At 51.9% G+C, this 24,724-nt stretch carries 26 protein-coding genes; 24 read left to right on the top strand and 2 right to left on the bottom strand.

The window, feature by feature from the left end; translation table 11 throughout:
• The first annotated feature begins 5 nt into the window (after positions 1-5).
• The 12 genes from NP596_RS02265 to NP596_RS02210 all read left to right on the top strand — a co-directional run bounded on the left by NP596_RS02265 (position 6) and on the right by NP596_RS02210 (position 12,087).
• Positions 6-2,054, top strand: a complete 2,049-nt coding sequence (locus NP596_RS02265) for a chemotaxis protein CheA (protein WP_256613583.1) — start codon at positions 6-8, stop codon at positions 2,052-2,054.
• 11 nt (positions 2,055-2,065) lie between these two features.
• Positions 2,066-2,599 carry a chemotaxis protein CheW gene (locus NP596_RS02260; RefSeq protein ID WP_256613582.1) on the top strand — a complete coding sequence of 178 codons (534 nt, stop codon included), beginning with the start codon at positions 2,066-2,068 and terminating at the stop codon, positions 2,597-2,599.
• Between the two features lie 42 nt (positions 2,600-2,641).
• Positions 2,642-4,975 carry a methyl-accepting chemotaxis protein gene (locus NP596_RS02255; protein ID WP_256613581.1) on the top strand — a complete coding sequence of 778 codons (2,334 nt, stop codon included), beginning with the start codon at positions 2,642-2,644 and terminating at the stop codon, positions 4,973-4,975.
• Between the two features lie 40 nt (positions 4,976-5,015).
• Positions 5,016-5,525, top strand: a complete 510-nt coding sequence (locus NP596_RS02250; protein ID WP_256613580.1) for a chemotaxis protein CheW — start codon at positions 5,016-5,018, stop codon at positions 5,523-5,525.
• Positions 5,522-6,283 carry a ParA family protein gene (locus NP596_RS02245; protein ID WP_256613579.1) on the top strand — a complete coding sequence of 254 codons (762 nt, stop codon included), beginning with the start codon at positions 5,522-5,524 and terminating at the stop codon, positions 6,281-6,283. Before NP596_RS02250 ends, NP596_RS02245 begins: the two co-directional genes overlap by 4 nt.
• Positions 6,283-6,795 (top strand): STAS domain-containing protein, encoded by a 513-nt coding sequence (locus NP596_RS02240; RefSeq protein WP_256613578.1) that lies wholly within the window; start codon positions 6,283-6,285, stop codon positions 6,793-6,795. Before NP596_RS02245 ends, NP596_RS02240 begins: the two co-directional genes overlap by 1 nt.
• A 41-nt stretch (positions 6,796-6,836) precedes the next feature.
• Positions 6,837-7,679 (top strand): CheR family methyltransferase, encoded by an 843-nt coding sequence (locus tag NP596_RS02235; protein ID WP_256613577.1) that lies wholly within the window; start codon positions 6,837-6,839, stop codon positions 7,677-7,679.
• Positions 7,676-8,314 (top strand): chemoreceptor glutamine deamidase CheD, encoded by a 639-nt coding sequence (gene cheD, locus NP596_RS02230; protein WP_256613576.1) that lies wholly within the window; start codon positions 7,676-7,678, stop codon positions 8,312-8,314. Before NP596_RS02235 ends, cheD begins: the two co-directional genes overlap by 4 nt.
• 7 nt (positions 8,315-8,321) lie before the next feature.
• Positions 8,322-9,365 carry a protein-glutamate methylesterase/protein-glutamine glutaminase gene (locus NP596_RS02225; protein ID WP_256613575.1) on the top strand — a complete coding sequence of 348 codons (1,044 nt, stop codon included), beginning with the start codon at positions 8,322-8,324 and terminating at the stop codon, positions 9,363-9,365.
• Between the two features lie 7 nt (positions 9,366-9,372).
• Complete coding sequence (locus tag NP596_RS02220) at positions 9,373-10,578, top strand: methyl-accepting chemotaxis protein (protein ID WP_256613574.1); 1,206 nt, start codon at positions 9,373-9,375, stop codon at positions 10,576-10,578.
• Between the two features lie 44 nt (positions 10,579-10,622).
• A complete protein-coding gene (locus NP596_RS02215) occupies positions 10,623-10,922 on the top strand; it encodes an STAS domain-containing protein (RefSeq protein WP_256613573.1) in 300 nt (99 codons plus the stop codon).
• A gap of 67 nt (positions 10,923-10,989) precedes the next feature.
• On the top strand, positions 10,990-12,087 hold the full coding sequence (locus NP596_RS02210; RefSeq protein WP_256613572.1) for an AI-2E family transporter: 1,098 nt from the start codon (positions 10,990-10,992) through the stop codon (positions 12,085-12,087).
• Between the two features lie 4 nt (positions 12,088-12,091).
• On the opposite strand, the gene NP596_RS02205 is transcribed toward NP596_RS02210, so the two are convergent.
• Positions 12,092-13,504, bottom strand: a complete 1,413-nt coding sequence (locus NP596_RS02205) for a PhoH family protein (protein ID WP_256613571.1) — start codon at positions 13,502-13,504, stop codon at positions 12,092-12,094.
• A gap of 219 nt (positions 13,505-13,723) precedes the next feature.
• On the opposite strand from NP596_RS02205, the gene NP596_RS02200 reads away from it, so the two are divergent.
• From NP596_RS02200 to pepA, 10 genes are all read left to right on the top strand, one after another.
• Entirely contained in the window at positions 13,724-14,263 is a 540-nt protein-coding gene (locus tag NP596_RS02200; protein ID WP_256613570.1) for a hypothetical protein, read from the top strand.
• 26 nt (positions 14,264-14,289) lie between these two features.
• Positions 14,290-14,973 carry a tetratricopeptide repeat protein gene (locus NP596_RS02195; protein WP_256613569.1) on the top strand — a complete coding sequence of 228 codons (684 nt, stop codon included), beginning with the start codon at positions 14,290-14,292 and terminating at the stop codon, positions 14,971-14,973.
• Between the two features lie 15 nt (positions 14,974-14,988).
• Entirely contained in the window at positions 14,989-16,911 is a 1,923-nt protein-coding gene (yoaA, locus tag NP596_RS02190; RefSeq protein ID WP_256613568.1) for a DNA repair helicase YoaA, read from the top strand.
• A complete protein-coding gene (gene tsaB / locus NP596_RS02185) occupies positions 16,908-17,591 on the top strand; it encodes a tRNA (adenosine(37)-N6)-threonylcarbamoyltransferase complex dimerization subunit type 1 TsaB (RefSeq protein WP_256613567.1) in 684 nt (227 codons plus the stop codon). The genes yoaA and tsaB overlap by 4 nt, the downstream gene beginning before the upstream one ends.
• 35 nt (positions 17,592-17,626) lie before the next feature.
• Positions 17,627-18,250 carry an L-threonylcarbamoyladenylate synthase gene (locus NP596_RS02180; protein WP_256613566.1) on the top strand — a complete coding sequence of 208 codons (624 nt, stop codon included), beginning with the start codon at positions 17,627-17,629 and terminating at the stop codon, positions 18,248-18,250.
• A gap of 2 nt (positions 18,251-18,252) precedes the next feature.
• Positions 18,253-18,906, top strand: a complete 654-nt coding sequence (locus tag NP596_RS02175) for a site-2 protease family protein (RefSeq protein ID WP_256613565.1) — start codon at positions 18,253-18,255, stop codon at positions 18,904-18,906.
• 46 nt (positions 18,907-18,952) lie between these two features.
• Entirely contained in the window at positions 18,953-19,774 is an 822-nt protein-coding gene (locus tag NP596_RS02170) for a segregation and condensation protein A (RefSeq protein WP_256613564.1), read from the top strand.
• A gap of 148 nt (positions 19,775-19,922) precedes the next feature.
• Positions 19,923-20,759, top strand: coding sequence for an SMC-Scp complex subunit ScpB (scpB, locus tag NP596_RS02165; RefSeq protein ID WP_371927885.1), 837 nt, complete (start codon positions 19,923-19,925; stop codon positions 20,757-20,759).
• On the top strand, positions 20,755-21,504 hold the full coding sequence (gene rluB / locus NP596_RS02160; RefSeq protein WP_256613625.1) for a 23S rRNA pseudouridine(2605) synthase RluB: 750 nt from the start codon (positions 20,755-20,757) through the stop codon (positions 21,502-21,504). Before scpB ends, rluB begins: the two co-directional genes overlap by 5 nt.
• A gap of 176 nt (positions 21,505-21,680) precedes the next feature.
• Entirely contained in the window at positions 21,681-22,565 is an 885-nt protein-coding gene (gene pepA / locus NP596_RS02155; protein ID WP_256613563.1) for a flocculation-associated PEP-CTERM protein PepA, read from the top strand.
• 109 nt (positions 22,566-22,674) lie between these two features.
• Here the strand turns inward: pepA and NP596_RS02150 are convergent, their stop codons facing one another.
• Complete coding sequence (locus NP596_RS02150) at positions 22,675-23,481, bottom strand: response regulator (RefSeq protein ID WP_256613562.1); 807 nt, start codon at positions 23,479-23,481, stop codon at positions 22,675-22,677.
• Between the two features lie 58 nt (positions 23,482-23,539).
• Between NP596_RS02150 and NP596_RS02145 the strand changes: the two genes are divergently transcribed.
• Both NP596_RS02145 and NP596_RS02140 read left to right on the top strand, forming a co-directional pair.
• Positions 23,540-24,106 carry a DUF447 domain-containing protein gene (locus NP596_RS02145; protein WP_256613561.1) on the top strand — a complete coding sequence of 189 codons (567 nt, stop codon included), beginning with the start codon at positions 23,540-23,542 and terminating at the stop codon, positions 24,104-24,106.
• The coding region (locus NP596_RS02140; RefSeq protein ID WP_256613560.1) for a (5-formylfuran-3-yl)methyl phosphate synthase at positions 24,103-24,724 on the top strand (622 nt) is incomplete at its 3' end. The genes NP596_RS02145 and NP596_RS02140, both read left to right, overlap by 4 nt.

Raw genomic sequence — 24,724 nt, 5'->3', positions numbered from 1 at the left:
AAATTATGTCTATCGATATGGCGCAATTTCATCAGGTGTTCTTCGAGGAAAGCTTCGAGGGCCTGGATGCCATGGAATCAGGATTGCTTAATCTTGACATGGGTGACGTGAATGTCGATGAGATTAACACTATCTTCCGCGCCGCTCATTCGATTAAGGGCGGTAGCGGCACATTCGGCTTTACGGCCGTGTCCGATTTTACCCACGTCATGGAAACCTTGCTGGACGAAATGCGGGATGGCCGCAGACGGGTAACCCAGCCTGCCGTTAACGTACTGTTGGGTTCGGTGGATTGTTTACGCGAGATGTTGCGGGCTATTCGGGATGGCGCGGAAATCGACGGGGAAAGTGTCGGTGCGCATAAACGGTCTTTAGATAGCGAATTGAACAATCATTCCCCCGCGGATGGCGTTGGATTAAGCCAGCCGCAAAAGGCCTCCGCAGCCGCTGGCGCGGAAGAGCAAATTTCCGGCTGGGCGATTGCGTTCAGTCCGCATCCGCATCTGCTGAAAACAGGCAATGAACCGGTGCGGATGTTTAGAGAATTGTTGACCTTGGGTCATTTGCGCGTCACGGCGGATTTGCAAGGCGTGCCCGATCTTTACGATTTGGATCCGGAAGAGTGCCATCTTTCCTGGAAGCTGGAACTGGACGGCAATGTGCCGGTTAGCGAAATCGATGAAATTTTCGATTGGGTCGAAGACGATTGCGACTTGGCCAAGCAGGCGGTGTTTAGTTCGGCGTCTGCTTTCGATAGGCAGGCGGCGTTTGGCGTATCGGAGCATATCGTTCCCGATGCCGTCCCCGCCGTGCCGGTCAAGCCGGAACAAACCGCCGCGAGATCGAAAGAACCTAAAGGCGATGAGCCGAAAGCGGCGGCGAAAGGTTCCAGTTCCATTCGGGTGGATACCGGCAAAATCGACACGTTGATCAATATGGTGGGGGAGTTGGTGATTACCCAATCCATGCTGAGTTTAATCGGCGAGCATTTCGAACTCGGTAAACTGGACCAATTGAAAAACGGCTTGTCCCAACTCGAGCGGCATACGCGCGAACTGCAAGAAAGCGTGATGAATATTCGCATGCTGCCTATCAGCTTTGTGTTCAGCCGTTTTCCCAGGTTGGCGCACGATATCAGCAGCAAGTTGGGTAAAAAAATCGAGTTAAAACTGGTGGGCGAGCATACCGAGGTCGATAAAACCGTGGTGGAATTGCTCAGCGATCCCTTGGTGCACTTGGTCAGAAATAGTCTGGATCACGGCATCGAAATGCCGGATGTGCGGCTGGCGGCCGGGAAGACGGAAACCGGCACGGTGACGCTGGAAGCGTACCACCGCGGCGGCAACATTGTCATTGAAGTCAGCGACGACGGTAAAGGCTTGGATAAAGACAAGCTGCGGGCCAAAGCCGTCGAAAAGGGTTTGATAGAGCCGGATGCCGTTTTAACCGACAAACAGACCTACGAATTGATTTTTATGCCGGGCTTTTCCACGGCCGAAAAACTCACCGATATTTCCGGACGCGGTGTCGGCATGGATGTGGTGCGGCGGAATATTCAGGCACTGGGCGGTAATATTGAAATAATTTCTACCCTGGGCAAAGGTTCTACCATTTCCATCCATTTGCCTCTGACGCTGGCTATTTTGGACGGTCAGTCGATTGCGGTGGGCGATGAAACCTATATCGTGCCCTTGGGCAGCATCATCGAATCGCTGAACATCAAGGAAGACAGACTCAACCGGGTCGTGGGCAAGGGCGAAACCTTCCTGTTGCGCGGCCAATATTTGCCGATCATCCGGATGCATGAAATTTTTAACGTGGTTTCCGCCAAGCACACTAAACTGACGGAAGGTTTGTTGGTGGTCGTGGAAGGGCAGGGCGTGAGGTGCGGTTTATTCGTGGACGACCTGCTCGGCCAGCAGCAAGTGGTGATTAAATCGTTGGAAGCCAATTATCGCCGCGTGGAAGGCGTGTCGGGGGCCACTATTTTGGGCGACGGTTCGGTGGCGTTAATTCTTGATATTCCAGGCCTGGTGCGCTTGGCCAACCAATAAAGACGGGTAACATGTCGCAAACAGACGCAAACCAACCGGCCGAGCGGCAGGAAAAAAAATCTCAAGCGGAGCTGGCTCAATTTTTGAGCTTTACTTTGGGCAAGGAAGAATACGGCGTGGATATTCTGCGGGTACAGGAGATTCGCAGTTGGGAGCCGGTATCCCGCATTCCCAATGTGCCGGCTTATGAAAAGGGCGTGGTTAATTTACGGGGCGCCATTGTGCCTATTATTGACCTGAGAGAGCGTTTCGACCTGGGGCATAGCCAATATACGCCGCTGACCGTCGTCGTGGTACTCCAGGCTAAAGTCGGCGAAAAGACCCGGGTTATGGGCGTGGTGGTGGATGCGGTGTCCGATGTGATCGATGTGGAAAAAAAGAGCATCCAGAGTTCGCCGAATTTTGGGGCGAAAGTGAGCACCGAATTTATAAATGGTCTGGTTTCCGTCAATCAGCGCATGGTGATGTTGCTGGATGTCGACAAATTATTGAAACTGGATGGCGTGGATACCCACATGGGCATAAACGATGACGATGAAGTTTAAAAAAAATGAACTGTTTGGCTGGGGATTAACGGAGAATTTGCAATGAAAATCAATCACCCTGTGACTGATCATGAAGTGATAATGAAGCCGGGCACCATCCTGGTTACGCGCACCAATTTAAAAGGCATCATTACCTATGCCAATGATGCTTTTATCGACATCAGCGGATTCAGCAAGGATGAGTTGATTGGCGCCAATCACAATGTGGTTCGCCATCCCGATATGCCGCCCGCCGCATTTGCCGATTTATGGCAATGCCTGAAAAACGGTAAACCCTGGACGGCTCTCGTAAAAAATCGGACTAAGTCCGGCGATTATTATTGGGTGGAAGCCAACGTCACCCCGGTTTATAAAAGTGGGAAGTTGCATGAATATTTGTCCGTCCGCTACGCGCCGTCACGCGAACAGATATTGCAAGCCGAGGCTTTATACGAAAAATTGAATGCCAACAAAGCCGCCATGCGGCCGACCGGCTTGGCGGCCTCGTGGCAAACGCTTACAGGCATGGGGCTGTGGAAAAAGGCCGGGCTCGTGTATGCTTTATTTCTATTGCCGATACTGGGGGCTATTTTTTCGCATTATCAGCAGCAGCAATGGCTGGAGTTGTCTGTCTGTTCGGCATTATTACTTCTTGGGACTTTGTTGGGGTTCGGGCTGATCAGCAGTATTGTCGGCAGCATGGAAGATTCCGCCAAAACTTGTTACCGTCTGGCCGATGAAGAGTTCAGAAACAAAATCGATCTTGATCGCGGCGACGAATTAGGCGATTTCAACCGGGCTTTATACGGCATGCAAGTCAAATTGAATGCGGATATGGCCTATACCAAGCAGGTGGCGGCCGAAGCCACCCGGATTAAACAGGCTCTGGATAATGTGCAGTCCTGCGTGATGGTGGCGAATAACGATCTCGACATCATTTATATGAATAACACCGTATTAGGAATGTTCCAAAACGCGGAAGCCGATATTCGCACCCAACTGCCCAATTTCGACGCGAATAAGTTGATGGGGGCCAATATCGACCAGTTCCATAAAAATCCGGCGCATCAGCGCGGATTATTGGGCGCGTTGAATACAACCTTTAGTTCGGCGCTGGAGATTGGCGGCCGGCACATGAATATTGTCGCCAACCCCGTCAGAAACGACGAAGGCGAACGGATCGGTGTCGTAGTCGAATGGCTGGATAGAACAGGTGAAGTGAAAGTCGAGCATGAAATCGAGGAAATTGTCGAAAGCGTCAAAGTCGGCCGCTTGGATAAACGCTTGTCCCTGGCCGGCAAACAAGGTTTTTTCGCCAAGTTGAGCGAAGGCATCAACGAGCTTACCGACGTCATCGAACGGGTATTCCAGGACATCGGCAGCACCATGGAAAGCATGTCCGAAGGCGACTTGACCAACCGGATTACCCGCGATTATCAAGGCGTTTATCTCAACTGCAAAAACGATATCAACTCCACTATCGATAAATTGAGCGAAATTTTCGGTCAGGTCAACGAGTCCGCCCGCTTCATTAACAATTCATCGCAAGAAATAGCCAGCGGCAACAATAACCTGTCGCAGCGGGCCGAACAGCAGGCGGCTAATCTGGAACAAACCGCCGCAAGTATGGAAGAGCTGACCAGTACGGTCAAAAATAACGCCGACAATGCCCAGCAGGCCAATTTAGTAGCCGGTAACGCGCGCGAACTGGCGGAAAAGGGCGGTAGCGTTGTGGCCGCCGCCGTCGCCGCTATGCAGGAAATCAATGAAAGCAGCAACAAAATTGCCGACATTATCGGCGTGATCGATGAAATTGCGTTCCAGACCAATTTGCTGGCCTTGAACGCATCGGTGGAGGCCGCGAGAGCCGGCGAGCAAGGCCGCGGCTTTTCCGTGGTGGCTACCGAGGTCAGAAATCTGGCCCAGCGCAGTGCCACGGCGGCCAAGGAAAGCAAGGAATTGATTCAAAGCAGCGTGCAGAAAGTGCGGGCGGGCAGCGAGTTTGTTAACCAAACCGGGGCGTCGTTGACCGAAATTGTCTCCGGCGTGAAAAAAGTCGGCGATATCGTGGCCGAAATTGCCAATGCCAGCGTCGAACAATCGGCCGGCATTGCCCAGGTCAATCAGGCCGTCGCGCAAATGGACGAAATCACCCAGCAGAACGCCGCCTTGGCCGAACAAGCGTCCGCCGCCAGCGTGTCGATGAGCGACTTGTCCACCAACATGGTTGAATTGTTGTCGTTTTTTAAATTGGAAAACGGCAATGACCGAAATACCGCGGGCCGTCCGGCGCGCGAAAAGGCATCGGTTACAATGGCCAAGGCAAATGCGGCGCCGGCACCCCGGCAGCCTGCCTACAAAAGCCCGGCCAGTGACGAGGAATGGCTGGATTTTTGATGATACTTGACTTATTACACCGCCCTATGGAAATGCCGACATGACAGCCGAAGCGAAGTCCGACGCACGGAGCGAACAATTTCTGACTTTTGAGCTGGCGGGTGAAGCGTATGGCATTGAAATTTTGAAAGTACAGGAAATCCGCGGCTGGGAGCCGATCAGAAAAATTCCGAACACACCGGCATATTTGAAAGGCGCCTTAAATTTACGCGGTTCGATTGTGCCTATCGTCGACCTGCGCGAGCGGTTTAATATGGAAAAAATCGAATATACGCCGACGACAGTGGTTATCGTCATGTGTATTCAGACCGAAAGTACCGGTACGACGGTGATGGGTATCGTGGCCGATGCGGTGTCCGATGTGTTGGATATCGATTTAAATGAAATTAAAGCTTCGCCGAATCTGGGTGCGAAAATTAATACCCGCTACATCAGGGGGATGTACGTGGGTAAAACAAATATGGTCATGCTGTTGGATGTGGATAAGTTGCTGAACCCCGATGAGTTCATGGATATCGCCGTTTTGCCTTTGGCGGCAGAGAGTAAATGACAAGCAGAATTGTTGCCGTACTCAACCAAAAAGGCGGGGTGGGGAAAACCACGACAACAGTCAATCTTGCCCATGCGTTGGCCAGAATGGGTAAAAAAATCACCGTGATCGATTTCGATCCGCAAAGTCATCTGGCCGTGGCGCTGGGTGTTGTGTCCAAACAGCAGACTGGGATTGATGAGATCATGTTGGGGCATGCGACGTTTACACAGCAGCAAATTCCAGTCAGAGAAAATTTGAATTTAATAGTGGCGGGGCCGCGTTTGCAGGAAATCGAACAGTTGAGAGAGAGTGGCTCCCACAGGGGCGATTTATTGCGTAAAGCCCTGGCGCCGGGAACCGATGACAGGGATTTGATCTTTATCGACTGCCCGCCGTCTTCCGGTATTTTGGTGGCGAATGCCTTATTTGCCGCTGAAGAATTATTGGTGCCGATGACCAGCGATTATCTGGCGTTGCAAGGCTTATCGCATTTAATGGGTACGATCAAAAAGTTTGAGGCGGTTTTAAATAAAAAGTACCGTTTGCAAATCGTGATGTCGCGTTACATACCCACTCGCAGACTCTCCAAGGATGTGGTGAGTACCCTGAAAAAATATTTTCCACAGCAGATTTTGGCAACGCCTGTTCGGGAAACGGCGGCTTTGGCGGAATGCCCCAGCTTCGGCAAAACCGTTTTCGAATACCGCCCGGGATGGCGTTCCGCGAAAGACTTCGAAGCATTGGCTGGCGACTTTTTAGCAGGCAGGATGATGTAATGGCGGAACAAGAAGAAAACAGCATGATCGGTTACGATCCCTTGGCCTGGATGCATGAGGCGGAAGAGGAGGAGTCCCCCACTCGTTCGGCGCCCTTGAGCGCTGCTTTACCGGATGATTCGGCTATTTTCGATGATGATATGGCGGACGCCGGAGTTGAAACCGAACCCGGCGCGGCATTAAATGCCGCGGACCTTCAGCCGTCCGCCGATGCGGAAACCACGGGCCGGATTATATTGGAACCGCTGCAAAATATTCAGACGGTCTCCCAACTGCACCAACAACTACGGTGTATGCTGGATAGCTGTAACAAAATTGATATCGATGCCTCCGCCGTCAGCCAAATCGATACGGCGACGCTGCAATTGTTGTTGGTGTTGAAGTTGACCGCTGTTAAGCTGCGGAAAGAAGTAAACATCGATTTTCCTTCGGAAAAATTCATGGAGGCCGCCGATTTGCTGGGGGTATCGGAAATGCTGAGTGTAGACCAGGCCGTTTCCGGTTTTTTCTAATCCGGGCCGGTATTCGATAACCGTTTAAAGGCGTTGATAGAGTGGCTGACAAAGATAAAGCGCGGGAATTTGAATACACCGAGGATGATTTCAATTTTTTAAGAAGGCTCTCGAATCAGCATTCGGGCATTTTAGTGCCGGACGATAAATTCGATATGTTTTATTCAAGATTATCGAAACGGGTTAGGCTGTTGGGCTTTACTTGCTTTAAACAATATTGCCGGTATTTGCAGGAGCATCCGGATCGGGAGTTTACCGAGTTCATTAACGCGGTTACTACCAACTTGACTTCATTTTTTAGAGAAAAACACCATTTCGAGTTTGTAGCTCAAACCCTGCTTCCGGAATTGCTAAAAAAAAATCAATCGCAAAAACAGATCAGAGTCTGGTCCGCGGGCTGTTCGACGGGAGAAGAGCCGTATTCTCTGGCAATGACTCTGATGGAAAATGTACCTCGGGATTGGGACATTAAAATTTTGGCCACCGATCTGGATACCAATGTGTTGTCTTCGGCGGCCGAAGGCGTGTATCCGGTTGACCGCATTGCTTCGATTAACGAAGAGCGCTTACGTAATTGGTTTCAAAAAGGTGCGGGTACGCAACTCCATAAAGTCAAAATCAGACCGGAGTTGCGCCAAATCATTTATTTTAAGCAATTAAATCTGATGCAAGATTGGCCGCTGAAGGGCACGTTCGATTTTATTTTTTGCCGCAATGTATTGATTTATTTCGACAGAGCGACAAAAGAACGTCTAGCCAACCGCTACGCCGGTTTGTTAGCCGAAGGCGGGTGTTTATTCATTGGCCACTCCGAGTCGCTGCATCAACTCGATACGCCTTTTTCGCTAATCGGCAATACCATTTATAAAAAAACACGCTTATGACAGACGATGGTTCGGTGGGGCCAACTTCAATTCCCGGTTTCGAAAATATCAATCGGTATTGGGATAAAGAAAACCAAATAATCGCTGCGAAGCTATTGCCGGGCGAGTATTACGTGACCAAGGATAATGAGATGATAACCACCGTTTTAGGGTCTTGCGTGTCCGCGTGTATCCGGGACAGTGTGTTGGGTATCGGCGGCATGAATCATTTTATGTTGCCGGAGACTAGTTCGTCGCGCTTGAACTCCAGGGAAGAGGCTGTGGTGGGAACCGCGCTACGCTACGGCAATTACGCCATGGAACATCTGATCAATACCGTCTTGCAATTTGGAGGCAAGCGTAAAAACCTGGAAGTCAAATTGTTCGGCGGCGGTAAAGTGATTCCGACCTTGGGCGATGTAGGTCTCAGGAATATTACTTTTGTATTGGATTATGTCGATATGGAAGCCCTGAATTTAGTTTCGCATGATCTGGGCGATAATTATCCGCGCAAAATCAATTTTTATCCGCAAACCGGTCGTGTCAGGATGAAGAAAATCAAGGATTTACATAACGAAACGATCGTGTTACGCGAAAAACAATACGGTTCGCAAATCAAAAATATTTCCGTTGAAAGCAGCATAGAACTGTTTTAGGGCGCCCATGGAAAAGGTAAAGCTGTTGATTGTTGACGACTCGGCCTTAATCAGGCAAATGCTGAAGCAGATTTTCAGCGAAACGGACGATATCGAAGTTGTCGGTACCGCCAGCGACCCGCTAATCGCCCGGGATAAGATTAAAGCCTTAAATCCGGATGTGTTGACGTTGGATGTCGAAATGCCGCGTATGGACGGTTTGACTTTTTTGCGAAATTTAATGCGGCTAAGACCCATGCCGGTGGTCATGATTTCTACCCTGACCGCCAAGGGGGCGGAGGTAACGCTTGAAGCATTGGCGCTGGGGGCGGTCGATTTCGTTGCCAAACCCAAAGCGGATGTGCCGAATGCCCTGGAAGAATACGCCGATGAAATTATAGGCAAAGTGCGCATGGCCGCTAAAGCCAAAGTGAAGGCCTTGGAAATCGTAAAGCCGGCGGCGAGCAGTACAGCCGTCCAACCACCAAGCAGGCACTTTCAAACCACGCATAAGATTGTCGCGGTCGGCTCCTCGACAGGGGGGACAGAGGCCTTTAAGCGCATCGTAAAAATGCTGCCGGCCGATGCCCCGGCCATGGTGGTGACTCAACATTTGCCGGTTGCTTTTAGCTTGTCCTTTGCCAAGCATATCGATGAGGCCGGGCAGATGAATGCCTGTATCGCCGCTGACGGACAATTGATCTTGCCGGGGAATATTTATATCGCTCCCGGCGATAGGCATTTGCGCGTGGCGCGGGACGGTGCCCGCTATATTTGCCGCTTGGACGACGGCCCGTTGGTTAACCGGCATAAACCTTCGGTGGAAGTTTTATTCGAGTCCGTGGCTGAAAATGTCGGTAAAAACGCTATTGGGGTTATGCTGACCGGCATGGGGGCGGACGGCGCCCATGCCATGCTGCAAATGCGCGTAGCGGGCGCTTACAACATCGTTCAGGATGAATCTTCATCGGTGGTTTGGGGGATGCCCGGCGAGGCGTTTAAACAGGGGGCCGCGCATCAGGTTTTACCTTTGGATAGTATCGCCGCGCGAATCATGACGCTAATCAATTGATATCGATATGACTAAATTTCTGGTAACCAACCGCGGGTTGTTGATACTTACGCTATTGCTGGCGTTCTCGCCGCTGCTGTTGCCCGCCGGGCTTGGGGGGTGGCTTCCCGCTTCGATAATGGCGCTATTATGGATAAGAAAGGCCTTTGTTTTGCATTCGGCACTGCAAAAGGCCGCCGAATTAAACTTAAGCCGGCCGGATGAAGACAGGTTGAACCTCTGCATCGATCGGTATGTATCGGGTTTAAACAATTGTTTAACCGAGGAAACGCTGCATTTCAATAACGACCTGCGGCAGCTTAAGTCCATGGTGGCGGATGCGGTAAATACCATGTCCCATAGTTTCAATAATTTGCACTATTTAGCTTCAAGCCAATCGAGTATCGTTCAAACGCTGGTCAACGACTTGGACAGTTCGACCGCCAAAAAAGAAGGAGCCATGAGCTTTCAGCAGTTTGCGGAAGAAACCGACACGGTGCTACGGTTTTTTATTGACCACATATTGCAAATCAGCAAGCAAAGTATAGAAATGGTGGGTGTCATTAATGACGTAGGCTCCAACATGGCGCGCGTGGAAAAATTGCTGGTGGATGTGCAAAAAATCGCCGACCAAACCAATTTATTGGCGCTGAATGCGGCAATAGAAGCCGCGCGCGCCGGGGAAGCAGGCAGGGGGTTTGCGGTGGTTGCCGACGAGGTGCGGAATTTATCCAAAAACTCCGATAAATTCAGCGAAGAAATTAAGGTTGTGGTCAATGCCTCCAAGAATAATATTAAACAGGCGCAATCCATGATTGAAATGATGGCATCCAAGGATATGAATATTGCCCTTAATTCAAAAGATAAAATCGACGACATGATGACCAGTATTGCCTTGATTAATAATAAAGTATCGAAAAGCATCGTCGAAGTATCCCAACTTACCGATAACGTTGGAATTACGGTCAACGATGCGGTTAGGGGTCTGCAATTCGAGGACATGTGCCGGCAGTTAATAGAGTTTTTACAAACCAATACGCAACATTTCCAGGCGCTGGCCGATGAAGTGGCTATCGGCATGGGCGTGTTTAAAACCGCGGACAGCACACAGTGGGAGAGCCAATTGGCTGAAGGGGTAAGCCGCCTGAGGGCCATGCAAGAACAGTGGCGCGCGCAAGGCTCTAAAGCCGTTTCGCAATCTACGGTTGAAGAAGGCGATGTTGAGTTATTCTAAACGGGCATTTTATTGGCGCGTCAATCAGTTCAAGGGAGAAGAAAATGAGTTTTGAGACAAAAATTGAGTCGGGTATTTTGCATATCAAAATCAGCGGCCGATTCGACTTTAGCTTGCATAAGGAGTTTAGGGAGGCTTCCAACCAATTCATGCAGGATATTAAAAAGATAGAAGTCGACCTGTCCACGACGAATTATTTGGATAGTTCCGCATTGGGAATGCTGCTGATTTTGCGCGATAAGGTGGCCGGCAGCAAGGATGCGGTTGTAATTAAAGGCGCAACGGCCGATGTAAAAAAAATTCTCCAAATTGCCAACTTTGATAAGCTTTTCACGCTTGCTTAACGTGTCTTCCCGCTTCCCGTGCGTCAACAAATCGCTAATCAGCCTGTTTCCAGGCCAAAAAGTATAAATGAGTAAACAAACTAATTTTTCCAATCTCGATTTTGTCAGGGACTTTTTTCACCGGTTTTTACCCAATTCGCAAGTTGTCTCATTGGCAATCAGTCTTTTTGTCGGCTCGATATTAATCTACTGCCTATCCGGTTTATTGATGCCGGTATTCGCTTCAGTTGTTCTGGCCTACCTATTGGAAGGGCTGGTCGCTAAAGCCGAACGCCGCTCGCTGCCTAGAATTGTTGCCGTGCATGTAGTATTTTTTGCATTTTTGACCATATTGGGTTTTATTTTATTTGTGCTGGTGCCCGTTGTGTCCGAGCAAACCGTGCAACTGGTGCAACGCATTCCCGAAATGGTAGCCAGCGCGCAAAGCCAAATCATGCGTTTGCCGGAAATTTATCCGGAATTTATCACTCAAGCGCGGATCAGGGAAATTATGTTTTCCATCCAACAGGATTTGTTGAGATACGGACAAGATGTTATTTCCGGGTCGGCGCAGTCGTTTGCGGGTTTGCTGGCGGCCGTCATTTATTTGTTCCTGGTGCCGATGATGGTGTTTTTCTGCCTGAAAGACAAAGCGCTATTGATAGATTGGTTCGCACAATTTTTCCCCCGCGATATGTCGTTGACCATGCATGTCTGGCAGGAAGTCGACTCGCAAATTGCCAATTATGTCAGGGGTAAGTTTCTTGAAGTATTTATTTTATGGGTCGCCAGTTACCTGACTTTCACCATGTTAAACCTAAACTATGCCATGTTGCTGGCCGTTTTGATGGGGTTGTCGGTGGTCATTCCCTATGTGGGCGCGACGCTGGTGACTTTTCCGGTATTGGGCGTCGCCTATGTGCAATGGGGTGTGGGCGGGGGCGGCGAGTTTATGTATGTGTTGATCGCCTATTCCGTTATTCAGGCCATCGATGGGGTGGTGCTCGTCCCCTTGCTGTTCTCGGAAGCCGTCAATCTGCATCCCATTGCCATCATTGTGGCGATTTTGTTTTTTGGCGGCCTGTGGGGATTTTGGGGGGTATTCTTCGCCATCCCGCTGGCCACGCTGGTTAAAGCCGTGTTAACCGCATGGCCGCGGGCGGGGCAGGTCTCGGCCGTTCAATAGCTGCTTATAAATTATCCGAAGCGTAATCGGCCAGACGCGAACGTTCGCCGCGTTTCAAGGTAATATGCGCGCTGTTCTCCCAGCCTTTGAAGCGATCCACCACATAAGTCAAGCCCGAGCTGGTGGCGGTCAGATAAGGGGTGTCGATTTGCGACAGGTTGCCGATGCAGATGATTTTAGTGCCGGGACCGGCCCGCGTAATCAGGGTTTTCATTTGTTTGGGCGTCAGGTTTTGCGCTTCGTCGATAATCAAATACCGGTTTAAAAAAGTTCGCCCGCGCATGAAGTTCAGCGAGCGGATTTTGACCCGGTTCATCATCATGTTTTGCGATGCGCCTTGTTCCCAGTCGGTGGTGCCGGAGCGGCTGCCCAATAATTCCAGATTGTCCATCAACGCTCCCATCCAGGGCGCCATTTTTTCTTCCTCGGAGCCGGGCAGAAAGCCGATGTCCTCGCCCACCGGTACGGTTTCCCGGGTCATGATGATCTCCAGAAATGCCTTGTGCTCCATCGTTAAGGATAACCCGGCGGCTAACGCCAACAAGGTTTTGCCGGTGCCGGCGGTGCCAAGCAAGGTTACAAAGTCGACGTCTGGATCGAGCAGGGCGTTCAAGGCGAAGTTTTGTTCGCGGTTTTTGGCGACGACCCCCCAAACGCTGTGATGCTTGGTGCGAAAATCCCTGGCCAGCTGCAACACGGCGCTTTCCCCGTCGCAGGTTTTGACGACCGCCTCAAAGCCGGATTCATCGTCGATATACAAAAACTGGTTGGGGTACCAATCGGCAACCTGCGGACCGTGGATGCGGTAAAACGTTTTATTGTTTTCCTGCCAGGATTCCATCTTGCTGCCGTGTTCTTCCCAAAAATCGGGTTCCAAGGCGGTAGAGCCGCTATACAGCAAATCGATGTCTTCAATGGTCTGGTCGTTGTGGTAGTCCTCCGCATTGATTTGCAAGGCGGCGGCCTTGATGCGCATATTGATGTCTTTCGAGACCAGAATGACATTGACGTCCGGGTACTCCTTGCCGAGCGCCAGCACGATGCTCAGAATCGAATTGTCGGCGATCTGGCCCGGCAGATCGTCCGGCAGCAGATGCTTGAGCTGCCGGGTTTGAAAATACAGCCGCCCGGGCGATTCGCTACCGCCGCCGGGGCCGTGCTCGATACGCGATAGCGGCAATCCTTCATTGATGGTGCGTTGGTCGGCGTCGCGTATCAGTTCATCCATGAACCGGCTTACTTGGCGCACATTGCGCGATACGTCCGAAATGCCTTTTTTGGCATGGTCCAGTTCTTCCAGCACTACCATCGGAATAAAAAGATTGTGTTCCTGGAAGCGAAAAATCGAGGCGGGGTCGTGCATTAAAACGTTGGTATCCAGTACGAACAGTTTTTTGGTAGTGGAATGAATATTCATGGCGTCCTTGATAGTTTGAGTCGAATTGTTGTTATTAACCGCATGCCTTGGCGTATTTCTACTCTATCTGCCGAGCGGACGTCAACCTGGGCGGCCGCATGTTCGGCGGCGATTATCACTATTCACACCGTGGTTTGTATTGCGTGGTCAATTACAATAGAATGCCGCGTTGGCAAATTTTGCGGTTTGTCTTTTTAAATCAGTTTTCGGTATCCAGTAATGATAGGTTCAGGATCAAACCAGCCGGATTTGGATTGGAGCCAAATCCGGGAAACGGTCAAGCTGTTGGCCGTTTCGGTGGCCCAGGTTGAAGGCAGCATGAGAATCGGCGATGAATCCGTCAATGTGCTGACTGCAACGTTTACCGATATGGTGGCCGACATGAACGCCATTCAAAGCCTTTTGACAACATTAGAGCCTAGCGAACAGCGGGATGCGGTATTGATCCATTGCTCGGCGACGCAGGAAAAAATCTATTCGTCGATTGTCGCGTTTCAGTTTTACGATCGTTTACAGCAATGCCTGCAACATGTTTCGGTTGGGTTGAAGGGGCTGTCCGACATTATCGAGACCCCTAGCCGGCTGTATAACCCGGCCGAGTGGCTAGGCTTTCAGGAAGAGATTCGCGGGCGCTACACCATGGAAACCGAGAAAATTATGTTCGATGCGATTCATCAGGGTAAAAGCATAGAAGAAGCTTTGGCATTGGCAACTCATATCGATGGCAAATCGTCTGAAGACGAAATCGAATTCTTTTAATTGATATCAAGCATCTTAAGTTTTAAATGAAGAACAAAGTCCTGTTATGTCTTTTCCCCGCCTTGCTTTTCGGCGCGGGTTGCAGCACTGTCAATGAACCGCCGCCAAAGCAGGTGGCTAAAGCCGTTAAACCCAAGCCGGTGCCGCCGCGCGCACCCGTTCAAAAGCCGCAGCCCTATACTGCCAAAAAGCCGGCGCCCGCTAGCGGTACGGCGACCTATGCCATCGACGACGGTAAAAACAATTTTAAGGTCGAGCCCAGTCTGCCAGCCTTTAGGGCGGAACCTTTGATGCCTCCCGCCGATCCCGTCCCTGTACCGGAGGCGGCGGTCCCGGCGTTGCCTGCTTTTGCCGTCGAGGAAGCCCGCATTCCCACGGGCACGCCGCCCGCGGTAGTGGCTCTGTTGACCGAAGCCGATCGTAATCGCGCCTCGGGTAATTTGGATGCGGCGGTGGTATCAACCGAGCGAGCGCTGCGCATCGATTCGCGCAACCCCACGCTTACCTATAAACTGGCGCAACTCAGAATCAAGCAAAATAAACCTCAGCTGGCCGAGGAATTGGCGGGCAAGGCGGCTTTATTGGCAGGCAGCGACCTGGATTTAAAACGCAAAAGCTGGCTGTTAATAGCCGAAGCCCGGCGCATGCAACAAAATTATCAAGGCGCCAAAGAAGCCAAGGCCAAGTCGGAAAGTTTTTTCGGCCGTTAATCGCATAAGCTTACCGTGATTGACCTTACCGAAATATTCGGCAACGGTGGTGCGCTGGCAAATGTCATTTCGGCCTACTCGCCGCGTGCCGGACAGATGGAAATGGCACAATCCATTGCCGAGGCGATCGAAAGCCAGCAACATTTGATTGCCGAGGCCGGCACGGGTACCGGTAAAACCTTTGCCTATCTGATTCCGGCTATTTTATCCCGCAAAAAAGTCATCGTTTCCACCGGCACCAAAAATTTGCAGGACCAATTGTTCAATAAAGACCTGCCGTTGATCCGCAAAGCCTTACCCCGCATCCCTTTCAAGGCCAGCTTGTTGAAGGGTCGCGCCAACTACTTATGCACGTATCGGCTGGAACACGCCCTGAATGCCGCCTTCGGTTACAGCAAGGAAGATGCCGCCGCCTTGGCGCAAATCAAGGCCTGGTCCAAACGCACCAAAGCCGGGGATGTTTCGGAGGTGGTGGATGTGCATGATGGCGATCCGGTGTGGTTTCATGCTACCTCGACCGCCGATAATTGTCTGGGCCAAAACTGCCCGGATTATGCCGACTGCTTTTTAACCAAGGCCCGCAAGCAGGCGCAGGAAGCCGAAATTGTTGTGGTGAACCATCACCTGTTATGCGCCGACTGGTCGATACGCGAAATCGGTTTCGGCGAATTACTGCCGGATGCCGAAGTGGTCATCATCGACGAAGCGCATCAATTGGCCGATACCGCGTCCAATTTCTTGGGCGTAACGCTCAGCGGCAAGCAATTGACCGATCTGGCCGACGATACGCTGGCCGAATATTTTACTGACGCCAAGGATATGCCGGACTTGCGGACTGCATGCGAAGATCTGCAATTGGAGGTCAAGGACATGCGCTTGGCATTCGGCCTGGAATTGCGCCGCGGCGATTGGCAGGATATCGAAACGAACCCAAAAATTGCCGGCGCCTTGGAGTCATTGCAAAAACAACTGGCCCGACTTACTAATCAACTGGAACGTGCTTCGGTGCGCAGTAAAGGCTTGGAGTCCTGCTTCGATAGGGCGGAAACGTTGGATATGCAACTGGAAACCCTGATTAACGACAAGGACGGCCAGTGGATCAAATGGTACGAAACCTACAGCAAGTCGTTTACCCTCAGCCGTACGCCGCTGGATATCGCCAAGGAATTCCGGGGCTTTATGGCCCGGCACAAAGCCAGCTGGATCTTTACCTCGGCCACCTTAAGCGTGGCGAACAATTTCGTGCATTTTTCCAAAAGCTTGGGTTTAAGCAGCGAATTAGGCCGCAGCTGGGAGAGTCCGTTCGATTATGCCAATCAGGCCTTGTTTTATCATCCCAGGGGGCTCCCGCAACCCAGCGATCCGGCGTTTACCGACAAAATAGTCGAATTCGCCTTGCCGGTTTTGGAAGCCAGCCGCGGCCGGGCGTTTTTTCTGTTCACCAGTCACCGTGCCCTGCAAAGGGCGGCTCAACTGCTGGAAGGTAAAATCGACCATCCCTTGCTGGTACAAGGCAGCCGTTCCAAGGGCGTGTTGCTGGATCAGTTCAAGGAATTGGGTAACGCGGTGCTGCTGGCTACCGCCAGTTTTTGGGAAGGCGTGGATGTGCGCGGCGATGCCCTGTCCTGCGTGATTATCGATAAACTGCCGTTCGCCTCCCCGGGCGATCCGGTGTTGAAGGCGCGGATGAATGCCCTGGAAAAGCAAGGCCGCAATCCGTTTTTCGAACAGCAATTGCCCGCCGCCATCATCATGCTGCGGCAAGGCGTGGGACGGTTGATTCGCGATGTCAACGATAGAGGGGTTTTGATGGTGTGCGATCCGCGCCTGTTGAAAAAGTCCTACGGGCAAATGTTTTTGGATAGCGTGCCGGCCATGAAACGCAGCCGGGATATCGACGATGTGCGGCGTTTTTTCGCCGACGAGGAACAGCATTGAAATTATTGGCGGTAGAAACCTCCACCGATGCCTGTTCGGCGGCTTTGTTTATCGATGGCGAGATCAGGGAAAAATTCGAACTGGCGCCGCGCGAGCATACCAAGCTGATATTGCCGATGATAGACAGCCTGATGGCGGATGCGCAACTCAAGCCGCAACACCTCGATGCGGTGGCTTTAAGCCGGGGGCCGGGTTCGTTTACCGGCGTGCGTATCGCAACCGGCGTGGCGCATGGGATTGCCTTCGGCGCCGATATTCCGGTGGTACTGGTATCCACGCTGGCGGCCATCGCCCAGGATTTTTTCAATCGGCGGTCGGAGGATGTGGCGTTTACCGCCATGGACGCCCGCATGAATGAAATTTTTTGGGGCGTTTATCAACGCAATGCGCTGGGTTTGGCGGTTTTGCGGGGCGACGAGGCGGTCACGCCGGCTGGAGAAGCGCTTTATCCGGAGTTGAAGGGGGCGGGGGTGGGTTCCGGCTGGGCTGTGTATGGCGAAATTCTAATGTCCCGTTTGGGTTCGCGCGTGCAAAGTATTGAGAGCGAAGTTTGGCCGCGCGCCGCCTGCATTGTTCAGCTGGGCGCCTATGATTTTACCAATGGTCTGGCCGTGCCGGTCGAACAGGCCATGCCGGTTTATCTGCGGGACAAAGTCGCCAAAAAGCAGTCGGAAAGATAAGGTACAATGGTTTCATTTAAGCCTTATAACCGCACATGGCCGAGTTTCTGGAAATCCACCCGCAAAATCCGCAACCGCGATTAATTCAACAAGCGGTCGGTATCATCCGGAACGGGGGGGTTATCGTCTATCCGACCGATGCTTGCTATGCGCTGGGCGCGCAAATCGGCGACAAGCAGGCCATGGATACCATGCGGCGCATCCGCCGCTTGGACGACAACCACAATTTCACGTTGCTGTGTAACGACCTGTCGCAAGTGTCGACCTTTACCAAAATGGGTAATGACGCCCACCGCTTGATCAAAAAACTGACGCCCGGCCCGTTCACCTTTTTATTGGATGCCACTCGGGAAGTGCCGCGTAGATTGCAACATCCCAAAAAGAAAACCATAGGGGTGCGGATTACCGATAACAACATCGCCCGTGCCTTGCTGGAACAATTGGGCGAGCCCTTGCTGACCACGACCCTGATTTTGCCGGGGCAGGACGAGGCCATGGCCGACCCCTACGACATCCGCCAAAAACTGGACCGCGAACTCGACTTGATCATCGACGGCGGTATTATCGACTACAAACCGACAACCGTGATTGCCTGCACCGATAACGTCATCGAGATTGTCAGGCAGGGTATCGGTCAGGCGCCCATGTTGGAGAATTGAGTATGATGGACGAATTGACGCTGATACAGCGCATTGTCGTATGGCTGTTGCCGGTGGTTTTTGCGATTACCGTGCATGAAGTGGCGCACGGCTGGGTGGCCAGGCAATACGGCGATAAAACCGCCGAGCGGCAAGGGCGGTTGACCTTGAATCCGCTGAAGCATATTGACCCGGTGGGTACCATTATCGTGCCCGGTTTATTGTTAATTACTTTTACCGGGTTTATTTTCGGTTGGGCCAAACCGGTGCCGGTGGATGGGCGTAATTTTAAAAACCCCAAGAAGGCCATGATGATGGTGGCGTTGGCGGGTCCTTTGTCCAATCTGTTGATGGCCATCGCCTGGGCTTTGTTGGCGCGTATCGGGGTTGCCCTCAATATGGAATTTGTTTCCATGCCGTTGATATACAGCGGGGTGGCCGGCATCACCATCAATCTGGTGCTGGCCTTGATCAACATGTTGCCTATTCCGCCGCTGGATGGCAGCCGCATTTTGTCCGGCTTGTTACCGGACTATTGGGCCTGGCGCTATAACCAGCTGGAACGCTGGGGCTTTTTGATTCTATTGGTGTTATTGGCGACGAATACCTTGGGCATGATTTTGGGGTATCCGCTGTATTACGCGCAACAACTGTTTTTCAGTTTGGCCGGATTGTGAGTTCGTTCGATAAGCATGGGCCCGCATCCGGTTGCCGGCCTTGAACATGAATGCCGTAGAACCCCTAGCGGAAAGACCGGTTTTGCCGCTGGCCATGGTGCAGGGCCAGCCTTATCAGGACCTGCCGGACGATTTATATATTCCTCCCGATGCGCTGGAAGTGGTTCTGGACGCCTTCGAAGGGCCGCTGGATTTGTTGCTGTATTTGATCAGGCGGCAGAATCTGGATATTCTGAATATCCCCATAGCCCAGATTACCCGGCAATATATTGCCTACATCGACATGATGGATAAACTGCGCCTGGAATTGGCAGCGGAATATCTGGTGATGGCGGCGCTGCTGGCGGAAATCAAATCCCGCATGCTGTTGCCGAGGCAACCGGAAAGCGAAGAGGAAGAAGAGGACCCTCGGGCGTTTTTGATTCGCAAACTGCAGGAATACGAAGCCATCAAGAAAGTCGCCGAGGAAATCGACTTGCTGCCGAGAAACGAACGGGATACTTTCGAAGTCAGCGTCGACGTGTCTACCGTGACTATTCAACAAGCGTTGCCCGATATACAACTCAAGGAATTGCTGCTGGCGTTTCAGGATGTGTTAAAACGTGTCGAGCAACTTAGTCATCATCAAATAACCAAAGAGCCCTTATCAGTCCGTGAACGAATGGCAACCATTTTGGAAAAACTTAACGGAGCAAATCAGCTCCCTTTCCCAGCGTGTTTTACCGGAAGTGAAGGAAAAAACGGGGTGGTTGTCGCGTTTCTTGCCATCCTTGAACTCTCCAAGGAGCGAATCGTCGACATCATCCAGTCCGAGCCCTACGCCGGAATTTATATCAGAATCCGTGCTAACGGCGGCACCGGCGATTGAAGAAATTCGTACCGAAGTCGCATTAGAATCAGAAAATGTCGTTCCGGAAGTTAAACCTAAGCCACGTAAACCCAGAAGCAAACCCGCGCCGGCTATTACTGTGGTGCAAGCCCGAAAAACCGCGGTCCGATTTCCCGAAGTGTGGACTGTGGAATTACAGGGCAGACCGTATCGCCCCAAGCGCGCGCCGCTGCGAAAGCCTGTTGCGCGCCTGCCCGCGAATCGGGCGGATAAGCCTTGCGCCAACTGGGGCAGGGCGCTGATTGCCGAGTACCAACCGCCGTTATCCGAGCCATCGATAGAGTTCGACGTGAATACCAAACGCATCGTAGAAGCCATTTTGTTTGCCGCCAATAAACCCATGACGGTCAAACAAATTCAAGAAACCTTTCCCGAACTGGAACAGCCGGATACCCTGGAAATTCAGACCGCCCTGGAAGCGATTGCGCAGGATTATCTGACTCGCCCGATTGGTCTGAAAAAGTTGGCCAGCGGCTACCGGTTTCAAATCAGGGAAGGGGTGGCGCCTTGGGTGACGCGTTTGTTCGAGGAAAAACCGCCGCGGTATTCCCGAGCCCTACTGGAAACCCTCTCCATCATCGCTTACCGCCAGCCGGTGACGCGCGGCGAAATCGAGGATATTCGCGGCGTGGGCGTCAGTTCCGGTATTATCCATACTTTGTTGGAACGGGAATGGATACGCGTCATTGCCCATAAGGAAGTACCCGGCCGGCCGGCGTTATACGGCACCACCAAACAATTTCTGGATTATTTTAATTTAACGTCGTTGAACGAATTGCCGACTTTGGACGAAATTACCCATCTGGATTTCAGTAACGACACAGCCCAGCAGGAACCCCGTGAAAGATCGCAAACCGACCCCGCCGAAACCCAAATCCCCCGTCAAGCCGCAGAGCAGGAAACCGAGCCCGGCCGGCAGGCCGCAAGCGAAGCCGGTAACGGCAACATCAGAACGCTCCATTAAACCCGCCGTCGGCGGCGAGCGGATTCAGAAATTGCTGGCGCGAGCCGGCCTAGGCTCGAGGAGGGAAATCGAACGCTGGATAGAAGACGGTAAACTCACCGTTAATAACCAGCCCATCCAGCCCGGTTACCATTTAAAACCCGGCGATTTTCTGCAAATCAACGGCCGGGTGGTGAAGTGGGAAAAATACGCCGAACAACCGACCCGGGTACTGGTGTATCACAAGCCGGTCGGCGAATTGGTAACCCGCCGGGATCCCGAAGGGCGGCCGGTGATATTTACCCAGTTGCCGCGCTTGGCCGTGGGGCGCTGGATTGCCGTCGGCCGTTTGGACATCAATACCTCCGGCTTGATATTGGTGACCAACAACGGCGAACTGGCCAATCGCTTGATGCATCCTTCCCGGCAGGTCGAGCGGGAATATGCCGTGCGCATTTTGGGCGAAGTGGACGATGCCATGATGGAGCGGTTACGTAGCGGCGTGGAGCTAGAGGACGGTCCGGCCCGTTTCGATGAAGTACGCTTTTACGCCGGCGAAGGCGCCAACAAATGGTTTTATGTCACAGTCAAACAAGGCCGCAACCGTCTGGTCAGACGCTTATGGGAATCGCAGGGAGTCAAGGTCAGCCGCTTGATTCGGGTGCGCTATGGCGATGTGACGTTGCCGGAAAAAGTCAGGTCGCACTCGTTTTACGAGTTGGAAGCGGCCGAATTGCAAGCATTAATGGCATTTGTCGGCCTGTAAGCAAGCGATGGGCGGTTTTGTTGTCATGGCGTCGAGAGGATTTTAATAAAACCATAACCGAATCTTAATGGTTCTGTCACGGCATTAGAGCATAATCGCTATGAAATAATTCGCGGCCCGCCGGGTTGCCTTTTATTGGGTGCGTGTCTTCTTTATAGTTTAAAGGAATGCTTGATATGAACAGATTTTTGATAAAAAACACGCTTGCAAAGTGCGTGTTATTAGCGGCAGGGTCGTTGATAGCAGGGCCAGCGGCATTTGCAAGTAACTGGGTGGGAACGGCCGATTATACGGTGGCGCCCGGTGCAAGCGGGGATGAGGCTAACGTGGGTCCGTTCGACACCTACGATTTCGGTCCCGGAATAGGTTTGGTCAAGCCCGACACTACTGTTGCGGTAGGCAATACTTTTTCGGGTTATTTTCAAACCGTCGTTACCAGTCATATTTTTGAAGGAACGGCAATAAATGTAGGGCAACTTGATGTGTCGGGAGGCAATAATTTTACCGGCACGGGAGATGGATTTGAACTGACGGTCCGGTCTTTTTTTACCGGGAAATACACAACGGTTTCCTCGGCGGCACTGGATGTCGAGTTTACCGGAGGGACCGCGGCTATTTATTTCGATAGCGCGCCCAATTATAGTTTTGCCGATGACTTCGGTTTTGCCGACGGGGCCCCTATTTTAACCGGGACTATCACTAACGGTGTGGGCTCGATCTTTTCTCCGTCGGTTCTGGGGGTTGGATTCGAACAAGTAGAGCTTAGTTTTTCCGGTGTGTTTGGCGGTTTTAATCCAAATGTTTTCGAGCCGGATACCATCGATGGCGGAGTTGCGTCGTTTTTTGTAAAGGTAAAAACCCCCTTGACCAATACGCCCATTATCAACCAGGTTTTAAACGGAAATAATACGGTTGGCGGCTTAAGCGCTACCAACAACACCTTGTTTGAAATGGATGGACAAATGCAATTAACAGCCGTTCCGCTTCCTGGCGCGGTTTGGATGTTTTTGGCCGGCATGATGGGAGTTTTCTCGGTTGGCAGAAAGAAAAAAGCTGTCTAATTCGTTCCGTCGGGACCGAAACTTTCGCAACAGGCATATCGCTACGCAGCGATATGCCGTTTTATTTTAAGTTTGATTTTGCCGTCAATCGTCAAAATTACGGTCCGCATCAATCCGCCTCCAATACCCGAAACAGCATTTCCTTCACCGTCTGCGGGTCGAACGGTTTATCGCAAATCCCGGAAACGCCCGCCTTGTAAACGTTGCTCAAGCGGGTTTCATTATCCTCGCTGGTCACCATCAGGATCGGAATGATCGCATTGCCCAGATCCTTGCGAATGTATTGGATCATGGCTTGACCATCCATTACCGGCATATTGAAGTCGGTGACGATTAAATCGAACGCATCTTGGCCGCCGGCGAATATCTCCGCGCCCTGCCGGCCGTCCTCCGCCTGGGTAATCTGCTGGATGCCCATATTGTTCAATACCCGGCATATATGTTTGCGGGCCAAATTGCTGTCGTCGACCACCAAAACCCGCACATTCCTGATGTCGTAATGTTGCAGATCGATTTCTTGCGGATCGATAAATTCGATGGTCGAGCGCAAGGCGTTTTTTAAGTCCCGATGGGCGAACGGCTTGGGTAGAATGGCCACCACGCCGGCCTGGCGAATTGCATCCAAAACCTGAAAGCTGGATTCGCTGGAGATCAGCATGAACGGAATATGGCTCAAGACTTCATCGTGTTTGATTTGCTCGATCAATTCGATGGCGGTCATGTCGGGCAGGTAAAGACTGCTGATGATTAAATCCGGACGGTGGTTTTGCAGACTATTGATCGCATCCTTGCCGCTGACTACACCCTCTATATTGGCAACCCCCTCGTCACGCAAATGTTGCAGAATGACTTTAAGTTGGGTGTTGGAAGGTTCGATCAGCAAAATAGCCAAATCGCAGATGTTGACGGAGTGCATGTAGTGGTATTCTGGTAGTTTGTAATTAAAAAATATTTTCGAGTTTAACGTTTTTTAGATGATACAAGAAACCATAGTCACCAGCATCAGTGCATCGGGTACGGTGCATATCGCGCCCATGGGCGTTCACGTCGAGGGGGATTCCTTCGTTATTTTGCCTTTCAAACCCTCCACGACCTTAAATAATATAGTGCAAACCGGCCACGCGGTCATGAATCATTGCGACGATGTGCGGATATTTGCCGGTTGCCTGACCGGACGGCGGGATTGGCCGTTAAAACCCTGCGAAAGCATAGCCGGCTATTATCTTGCCGATACCCTGACGCATATCGAATTGTCCATGCTGCGCCTGGAAGACGATCCCATCCGTCCAAGGCTGGCGTGCAAGGCTGTACATACCGGCATGCACAAGCCGTTTCCGGGCTTCAACCGGGCGCAATTCGCGGTATTGGAAGCGGCGATTTTGCTTAGCCGCCTCGATAGATTGCCGTGGCAAAAAATTCAAACCGAACTGGATTATCTGCGGATAGCGGTGGACAAGTGCGCCGGCGATCGCGAACTCGAGGCCTGGGGGTGGTTGATGCGGGCCATGGAAGAACATAAACGAACAACGGTGGCGCCATGAGCGGTATGCTGGCGAGTGTCAACAGCCTGGACGAGGCTTTGCTGATACAGACATTCAATGTCGATATTATCGATTTGAAACAACCCGCCCAAGGAGCGCTGGGGGCATTGCCTGTTTCCGAAGTAGCGGAAATCGTTTCCAGGTTGAGGGGGCGCTGCGTCATTAGCGCCACGGTGGGCGATTTACCCATGCAGGCCGATTTGTTGGCCGCCGCCGTGCAAGACATGGCCGGCACCGGTGTCGACTATGTCAAAATCGGTTTTTTCCCGGGCGGCGATTGGCGGGCCTGCATAGCCGGGATGGCCGCGATAGCTCAAGAGCGGCGCTTGATCGCGGTGCTGTTTGCCGATACCCGGCCCGATATGGCTACGATTAGCGCCTTGCGGGCGGCGGGATTCGCCGGCGTCATGCTGGACACCATGGATAAAAGCCTGGGGTCGTTGACGCAATTGACGACACTGTCCGAATTGAGCAGATTTACCGGCATTGCCAAAGCCGCGGGTTTATTAACCGGTTTGGCGGGGTCGCTGACCGAAGCCGACGTGCCGCCGCTGCTGGCCCTGGAGGCCGATTACCTGGGATTTCGGGGCGCGCTTTGCCGCCAACACTGCCGGACGG

This window comes from Methylomonas rivi (genome assembly GCF_024505165.1).
Taxonomy (GTDB): Bacteria; Pseudomonadota; Gammaproteobacteria; order Methylococcales; family Methylomonadaceae; genus Methylomonas; species Methylomonas rivi.
The sequence above is the reverse complement of the archived record's forward strand: the minus strand, read 5'-3'. Positions and strand labels throughout refer to the sequence as shown.

Bases quoted from the DNA above. Each gene is read 5' to 3' on its own strand.
- NP596_RS02265 (WP_256613583.1), top strand. From the start codon at position 6: ATGTCTATCGATATGGCGCAATTTCATCAGGTGTTCTTCGAGGAAAGC.
- NP596_RS02260 (WP_256613582.1), top strand. From the start codon at position 2,066: ATGTCGCAAACAGACGCAAACCAACCGGCCGAGCGGCAGGAAAAAAAA.
- NP596_RS02255 (WP_256613581.1), top strand. From the start codon at position 2,642: ATGAAAATCAATCACCCTGTGACTGATCATGAAGTGATAATGAAGCCG.
- NP596_RS02250 (WP_256613580.1), top strand. From the start codon at position 5,016: ATGACAGCCGAAGCGAAGTCCGACGCACGGAGCGAACAATTTCTGACT.
- NP596_RS02245 (WP_256613579.1), top strand. From the start codon at position 5,522: ATGACAAGCAGAATTGTTGCCGTACTCAACCAAAAAGGCGGGGTGGGG.
- NP596_RS02240 (WP_256613578.1), top strand. From the start codon at position 6,283: ATGGCGGAACAAGAAGAAAACAGCATGATCGGTTACGATCCCTTGGCC.
- cheD (WP_256613576.1), top strand. From the start codon at position 7,676: ATGACAGACGATGGTTCGGTGGGGCCAACTTCAATTCCCGGTTTCGAA.
- NP596_RS02225 (WP_256613575.1), top strand. From the start codon at position 8,322: ATGGAAAAGGTAAAGCTGTTGATTGTTGACGACTCGGCCTTAATCAGG.
- NP596_RS02220 (WP_256613574.1), top strand. From the start codon at position 9,373: ATGACTAAATTTCTGGTAACCAACCGCGGGTTGTTGATACTTACGCTA.
- NP596_RS02215 (WP_256613573.1), top strand. From the start codon at position 10,623: ATGAGTTTTGAGACAAAAATTGAGTCGGGTATTTTGCATATCAAAATC.
- NP596_RS02210 (WP_256613572.1), top strand. From the start codon at position 10,990: ATGAGTAAACAAACTAATTTTTCCAATCTCGATTTTGTCAGGGACTTT.
- NP596_RS02205 (WP_256613571.1), bottom strand. From the start codon at position 13,504: ATGAATATTCATTCCACTACCAAAAAACTGTTCGTACTGGATACCAAC.
- NP596_RS02200 (WP_256613570.1), top strand. From the start codon at position 13,724: ATGATAGGTTCAGGATCAAACCAGCCGGATTTGGATTGGAGCCAAATC.
- NP596_RS02195 (WP_256613569.1), top strand. From the start codon at position 14,290: ATGAAGAACAAAGTCCTGTTATGTCTTTTCCCCGCCTTGCTTTTCGGC.
- NP596_RS02180 (WP_256613566.1), top strand. From the start codon at position 17,627: ATGGCCGAGTTTCTGGAAATCCACCCGCAAAATCCGCAACCGCGATTA.
- NP596_RS02175 (WP_256613565.1), top strand. From the start codon at position 18,253: ATGATGGACGAATTGACGCTGATACAGCGCATTGTCGTATGGCTGTTG.
- NP596_RS02170 (WP_256613564.1), top strand. From the start codon at position 18,953: ATGAATGCCGTAGAACCCCTAGCGGAAAGACCGGTTTTGCCGCTGGCC.
- pepA (WP_256613563.1), top strand. From the start codon at position 21,681: ATGAACAGATTTTTGATAAAAAACACGCTTGCAAAGTGCGTGTTATTA.
- NP596_RS02150 (WP_256613562.1), bottom strand. From the start codon at position 23,481: ATGCACTCCGTCAACATCTGCGATTTGGCTATTTTGCTGATCGAACCT.
- NP596_RS02145 (WP_256613561.1), top strand. From the start codon at position 23,540: ATGATACAAGAAACCATAGTCACCAGCATCAGTGCATCGGGTACGGTG.